The sequence below is a fragment of the Streptococcus oralis genome (genome assembly GCF_023109005.1).
GTDB lineage: Bacteria > Bacillota > Bacilli > Lactobacillales > Streptococcaceae > Streptococcus > Streptococcus oralis_BU.
Map to the genome: position 1 here is coordinate 33966 of NZ_JALDTU010000012.1, position 6000 is coordinate 39965.

The 6000-nt window shown below is 41.0% G+C and carries 7 protein-coding genes; 6 read left to right on the plus strand and 1 reads right to left on the minus strand.

The genetic code is table 11. The features are described 5' to 3' along the window. The first annotated feature begins 85 nt into the window (after window positions 1-85). Window positions 86-1093 (plus strand): type I glyceraldehyde-3-phosphate dehydrogenase, encoded by a 1008-nt coding sequence (gene gap, locus M1F56_RS09520; RefSeq protein ID WP_000260675.1) that lies wholly within the window; start codon window positions 86-88, stop codon window positions 1091-1093. A 70-nt stretch (window positions 1094-1163) separates the two neighbouring features. On the opposite strand, the gene M1F56_RS09525 is transcribed toward gap, so the two are convergent. After that, entirely contained in the window at window positions 1164-2039 is an 876-nt protein-coding gene (locus M1F56_RS09525) for an RluA family pseudouridine synthase (RefSeq protein WP_348771659.1), read from the minus strand. 86 nt (window positions 2040-2125) lie between these two features. Between M1F56_RS09525 and pbp2a the strand changes: the two genes are divergently transcribed. The 5 genes from pbp2a (at window position 2126) to M1F56_RS09550 (ending at window position 5894) form a co-directional block, all read left to right on the plus strand. Then, window positions 2126-4321, plus strand: a complete 2196-nt coding sequence (pbp2a, locus tag M1F56_RS09530) for a penicillin-binding protein PBP2A (protein WP_247917540.1) — start codon at window positions 2126-2128, stop codon at window positions 4319-4321. A gap of 52 nt (window positions 4322-4373) precedes the next feature. Beyond that, on the plus strand, window positions 4374-4526 hold the full coding sequence (gene rpmG / locus M1F56_RS09535; protein WP_001809375.1) for a 50S ribosomal protein L33: 153 nt from the start codon (window positions 4374-4376) through the stop codon (window positions 4524-4526). Between the two features lie 9 nt (window positions 4527-4535). After that, window positions 4536-4712 carry a preprotein translocase subunit SecE gene (gene secE / locus M1F56_RS09540; RefSeq protein WP_000505776.1) on the plus strand — a complete coding sequence of 59 codons (177 nt, stop codon included), beginning with the start codon at window positions 4536-4538 and terminating at the stop codon, window positions 4710-4712. Window positions 4713-4763: 51 nt separating this feature from the next. Continuing rightward, on the plus strand, window positions 4764-5300 hold the full coding sequence (gene nusG / locus M1F56_RS09545) for a transcription termination/antitermination protein NusG (RefSeq protein ID WP_000376732.1): 537 nt from the start codon (window positions 4764-4766) through the stop codon (window positions 5298-5300). A gap of 120 nt (window positions 5301-5420) precedes the next feature. Further along, window positions 5421-5894, plus strand: coding sequence for a sigma-70 family RNA polymerase sigma factor (locus tag M1F56_RS09550; protein ID WP_247917541.1), 474 nt, complete (start codon window positions 5421-5423; stop codon window positions 5892-5894). The last annotated feature ends 106 nt before the right edge of the window (window positions 5895-6000 follow it).

Genomic DNA, 6000 nt, shown 5'->3' on the forward strand with positions numbered 1-6000 from the left:
GGTTTGTTGAAAGGTGATTTGTAGTGATTCAAGTTACTCTTTTCACAATAAAATTTTCAGGATTTTCATAAGGAGGAAATCACTAATGGTAGTTAAAGTTGGTATTAACGGTTTCGGACGTATTGGTCGTCTTGCTTTCCGCCGTATCCAAAACGTAGAAGGTGTTGAAGTTACTCGCATCAACGACCTTACAGATCCAGTGATGCTTGCACACTTGTTGAAATACGATACAACTCAAGGTCGTTTCGACGGTACTGTAGAAGTTAAAGAAGGCGGATTTGAAGTTAACGGTAAATTCGTTAAAGTTTCTGCTGAACGTGATCCAGAACAAATCGACTGGGCTAACGACGGTGTAGAAATCGTTCTTGAAGCAACTGGTTTCTTTGCTACTAAAGCAGCTGCTGAAAAACACCTTAAAGGTGGTGCTAAGAAAGTTGTTATCACTGCTCCTGGTGGAAGCGATGTTAAAACAATCGTATTCAACACTAACCACGATACACTTGATGGTACTGAAACAGTTATCTCAGGTGCTTCATGTACTACAAACTGTTTGGCTCCAATGGCTAAAGCTCTTCATGACAACTTCGGTATCGTTGAAGGTTTGATGACTACTATCCACGCTTACACTGGTGACCAAATGATTCTTGACGGACCACACCGTAAAGGTGACCTTCGCCGTGCTCGTGCTGCTGCAGTTAACATCGTTCCTAACTCAACTGGTGCTGCTAAAGCAATCGGTTTGGTTATTCCTGAATTGAACGGTAAATTGGATGGAGCTGCTCAACGTGTTCCTGTTCCAGCTGGTTCAGTAACTGAATTGGTAGCAGTTCTTGACAAGAACGTTACTGTTGATGAAGTAAATGCAGCTATGAAAGCAGCTTCTAACGAATCATATGGATACACTGAAGATCCAATCGTATCTTCTGATATCCTAGGTATGTCATTCGGTTCATTGTTTGACGCAACTCAAACTAAAGTTCTTGACGTTGACGGTAAACAATTGGTTAAAGTTGTTTCATGGTATGACAACGAAATGTCTTACACTTCACAACTTGTTCGTACTCTTGAATACTTTGCAAAAATCGCTAAATAATTCTTGAGTCGATAAAAAAGCAAGGCTTTCTGACCTTGCTTTTTTGTATATATAAGAATAGATGATCATGTCATCCATTCTTTTTTAATTTTTTTTCAAAAGTATCCGATAGAACAGTGAAACTCAATTTTTCTAAGGTGAGTGGATGGGTAAAAGAAAGGCGAAAGGCATGAAGCATAAGCCGACTTGTTTTTGATTTACTATTATAGAGAGGGTCACCCAAGATAGGATGCTTGTGATGAGAGAGGTGAACACGAATCTGATGCGTTCGACCGGTCTTTAGCTTGCAACGAACCAGAGAAGTCTTATTTGGGAATTGCTTTAATCGACTGATATGTGTTTCAGCGTATTGCCCATTTTTGGGATCTACTACTCGTTTTCTGCGATCATGACGATCACGCCCGATTTTATCTTGAAAGACAAGTTCTTTACTCTCCACTCGTCCTTCTACGAGTGCCCAGTACTCGCGAGCAATTTCTTTTTTCTCCAACAAGCGATTAAGAATGGGAAGAATAAAAGGGTTCTTAGCAAAAAGCACTAGCCCGCTGGTTTCCATATCTAGACGATGAACGACGTAGCAAGTTTGCCCAACGTAGGCAGAGATATGATTGAGAAGGGCGATTTCGTTTGGTTGGTTACCGTGAGTTTTCATACCCTCAGGTTTGTTGACGACGATAAGATGTTGGTCCTGATAAACTTCTTGAACGAGGTCTGGATTTCCCCAAAGTATTTCCTTTTTGGGATAATCTTCCTCGTCAAAAGTCAATTGGCAAATATCCCCTGGCTTCACCATCTCGTTCCAGTGAACTTCTTCGTGGTTAATTAAGATGTTCTTCTTGGTTCTCAAAAAGTGACGGATTTTTCTAGGGATGAGGAGTTGTTCCTCTAGAAATTGTTTGACCGTCATTTGAGGCAGGGATTCGGGTAATGTAAATATGAATTGCATACAGATATTGTAACAAAAAAAGCCCTATTTGGATAGGGAGTAGCTAAATTCTTGAGTTCCTATGGTGAAGATGATAAAATAAACGCATGAAATTAGATAAATTATTTGAGAAGTTTCTTTCTCTCTTTAAAAAAGAAACGAGTGAATCGGCGGAGTCTGATTCGACTAGCATGCGTCGTTCTCGGAGCGATAGAAAAAAAATGTCACAAGTAGGGCCAATTCGGAAATTTTGGCGTCGTTATCATCTGACAAAGATTGCCATTATTTTAGGGTTAAGTGCAGGTTTGCTAGTAGGAACCTACCTATTTGCGATAGCCAAGTCTACCAATGTCAATGATTTGCAAAATGCCTTGAAAACGCGAACTCTGATTTTTGACCGCGAAGAAAAAGAGGCAGGAGCCCTATCCGGTCAAAAGGGAACCTATGTTGAGCTGGCAGATATCAGCAAAGACTTGCAGAATGCTGTTGTCGCAACAGAGGACCGTTCCTTCTATAAAAATGATGGGATTAACTACGGTCGTTTCTTTCTAGCCATCCTTACAGCAGGTCGTTCTGGAGGGGGGTCTACCATCACTCAACAGTTGGCGAAAAATGCCTATCTTTCCCAGGACCAGACCGTTGAACGGAAGGCCAAGGAGTTTTTCCTTGCCTTAGAGTTGACAAAGAAATACAGCAAGGAGCAAATCCTTACTATGTACCTCAATAACGCTTACTTTGGAAATGGGGTATGGGGTGTTGAAGATGCGAGTAAGAAATATTTCGGTGTATCGGCTTCACAACTAACGCTTGATCAGGCGGCCACTCTAGCAGGGATGCTCAAGGGACCAGAATTGTATAATCCATTAGATTCTGTTGAAACTTCAACCAATCGTAGGGATACTGTTTTGCAAAATATGGTTGCGGCGGGCTATATTGATAAAAATCAAGAGACCGAAGCGGTTGGAGTAGATATGGCTTCACAACTGCAAGATAAGTATGAAGGCAAGGTTTCGGATTATCGTTACCCATCTTATTTTGATGCAGTTGTCAACGAAGCGGTTTCCAAGTACAATCTCACAGAAGAAGAGATTGTCAACAACGGCTATCGAATCTATACAGAACTTGATCAAAACTACCAAGCCAATATGCAGGTTGTTTACGAAAACACCTCACTATTTCCAAAGGCAGAGGACGGAACACATGCCGAATCAGGTAGTGTCGCTCTAGAACCTAAAACAGGTGGGGTGCGTAGCGTTGTTGGTCGTGTAGCTAGTGATGACAAACCAGGCTTCCGCAATTTTAACTATGCCACTCAGTCTAAGCGTAGCCCGGGCTCAACCATTAAACCTTTAGTCGTTTATACACCTGCAGTAGAAGCAGGATGGGCCTTAAACAAGCAATTGGATAATCATACGATGCAGTACGATAGTTATCAAGTGGACAATTATGCAGGGATTAAGACTTCTCCTGAAGTACCTATGTATCAGGCTTTGGCGGAATCACTTAATTTACCGGCAGTGGCGACTGTAAATGCATTAGGTATTGACAAAGCTTTTGACGCTGGGGAGAGATTTGGCCTGAGTATGGAAAATGTTGATCGAGTTCTTGGAGTCGCTCTCGGTGGAGGCGTAGAGACGAATCCTCTCCAGATGGCGCAAGCCTATGCAACCTTTGCTAATGAAGGTTTGATGCCTGAAGCGCATTTTATCACTCGTATTGAAAATGCCAGTGGTCAGGTCATCAAGAGCCATAAAAACTCCCAAAAACGAGTGATTGATAAGTCTGTAGCTGATAAAATGACCAGTATGATGCTAGGAACATTTACCAATGGTACAGGAATTAGTTCGTCGCCAACAGATTATGTTATGGCTGGAAAGACGGGTACTACTGAGGCTGCTTTTAATTCAGTATATACTAGTGACCAGTGGGTGATTGGTTATACTCCAGATGTGGTAATTACCCACTGGCTCGGCTTCCCGACGACGGATGAGAACCATTATCTAGCAGGTTCGACCTCAAATGGAGCAGCCCATGTCTTTAGAAGTATGGCTAATACCATTTTGCCATACACTCCAGGTAGCACTTTTACAGTTGAGAATGCTTATAAACAAAATGGTATTGAACCAGAAAATACGAAAAAGCAAGTTGTTGAAAATGAGACAAACCAGTCTGAGGACCCGATAGGAGATATTCGTAGTCGTGCACAAAATCTTGTAGATGAAGCAGGACGTGCGATTTCAGAAGCTAAAATAAAAGAAAAAGCCCAGACAATATGGGACTCAATCTTTAATCTATTTCGTTAAGAGGCTTGTCAAAGCCTAGGTTTCTTGTTATAATAGATAAGATGGAGGCGTTATGGCACTAAAAAAAGCAAGCCTAGCTTGTGCAGTTTGTGGTTCAAGGAATTACTCAATCAAAATTAGTGGGAACCCCAAGCCAACACGACTAGAAGTAAATAAATTTTGTAAACATTGTGGGAAATATACGACACATAGAGAAACGAGATAGGAGAGAACGATGGGCTTCATTAAGGATATTTTTAAACTTCTTAAAGAAACAACGTGGCCAACTCGCAAGGAAAGCTGGAGAGATTTTCGCTCTATTATGGAATACACAGCCTTCTTTGTGGTCATCATTTACATTTTTGACCAGTTGATTGTTTCAGGTTTGATTCGATTTATTAACATTTTTTAGAAGAAAGGCAGAGAGCTTCTGCTAATTTCTTCTATTATGAAAGGAAATATCATGGATAGTTTTGACAAAGGATGGTTTGTTCTACAAACTTATTCTGGCTATGAAAATAAGGTAAAAGAAAATCTATTGCAACGTGCGCAAACGTATAACATGTTGGATAATATTCTACGCGTTGAGATTCCAACACAAACCGTGCAAGTTGAGAAAAATGGAAAGAAAAAGGAAGTTGAAGAGAATCGCTTTCCAGGTTATGTCCTTGTAGAAATGGTCATGACAGATGAAGCATGGTTCGTCGTTCGAAACACACCGAACGTAACAGGATTCGTCGGCTCACACGGGAACAGATCAAAACCAACTCCACTATTGGAACAAGAAATCCGTGATATCTTGGTTTCAATGGGACAAACTGTTCAAGAGTTCGATATTGACGTTGAAGTTGGACAGACAGTCCGCATTATTGATGGCGCTTTTGCAGACTACACAGGGAAAATTACTGAAATTGATAACAACAAAGTGAAGATGATTATCTCTATGTTTGGTAATGATACGATTGCAGAAGTGAATCTCAACCAAATTGCAGAATTATAACCCCAGAGAGGCTTGACCTCTCTTTTTATGTGCCGTTGAGGGAGGAAGAAGTATAGAATAGAGGAAGTAGACCCAGGGGTTCACGCATTTTGCTAAACTAAATGCAGAAAGGAGAGGTCTATGAATCTAAAAGACTTATATGAAGAAAGTAAGGGAATCGTCCATAAGTGTCGCAAAGATTATCATTTGCATCTGTGGGAGAAAGAGGACTGGGATCAGGAAGGCATGTTATGCCTGTATGAGCTGGTGAGCCGTAATCCAGAGTTATTAGAGGGCGAGCGCCATCGACTTTATGTCTGCTTTAAAACAAAATTTAGAAATCGTATTCTAGATTACATCCGTAAACAGGAAAGCCACAAGCGACGTTTTGACAAAGAACCCTATGAAGAGGTGAGTGAGATTAGTCATCGCCTAGGAGAAAAAGGACTCAGGCTAGACGATTATTATCTCTTTCACGAACTTCTAAAGAATTACAAATCAAAGCAGAGTATGGAAAAACAAGAGTTAGTGGACCGTCTCATGGGAGGGGAAGTCTTCAGAGGACGTAAAGCTCTTCTAAGAGAACTTTCCCTTATTTTTTCAGAATTTCGATAAAGAGGTAAAAAAGTTCTTGACAAAGGAGGAAAAGTAGGTATAATAGAAAGAGTTGAAAAGCTCAAGGTCCGTTGGTCAAGGGGTTAAGACACCGCCTTTTCACGGC